1 protein-coding gene is annotated in these 477 nt (G+C 42.1%); it reads left to right on the top strand.

What is annotated here, in order from left to right:
- On the top strand, positions 1–425 hold a 425-nt coding region (locus AC1M9I_RS14620), incomplete at its 5' end, for an IS5 family transposase (RefSeq protein WP_481611217.1).
- Between the last annotated feature and the right edge of the window lie 52 nt (positions 426–477).

The following is a 477-nucleotide window of genomic DNA, read 5'->3' as shown; positions in this document are numbered from 1 at the left end:
TCAGTGATTCACAGGTGCTTGGTGATTTACTTAATCAGATTCCACAAGATGAGCAGATTGACTCTGTTTATACCGATGGAGCTTATGACACAAAGCGGTGTCGCCAGTTGATCACAGATCGAAATGCCCATGCGATTATTCCACCCAGAAAAAATGCGAAGCCTTGGAAAGATACAAAAGTTCATTCGCTAGAGCGAAATGAATTACTTCGCACTGTTAAACGTTTAGGCAGGACACTATGGAAAAAATGGTCGGGCTACCATCAGCGAAGTCTGGTAGAAACCAAGATGCACTGCATCAAATTATTAGGCGATAAGCTCAGTGCTCGGAATTTTGATAGCCAAGTCAACGAGATTCATGCACGTGTGGCCATCTTAAATAAGTTTACGGAGCTCGGCCGACCTCACACCCAAGTTGTCACTTAAATTTAAACAACTTAGGAAAGCTCTATCTTTAAAATCTTTATGCAACAAAGCC

This window comes from Acinetobacter sp. ANC_7553, assembly GCF_056779895.1.
This window is presented reverse-complemented; position numbering and strand designations above follow the sequence as displayed.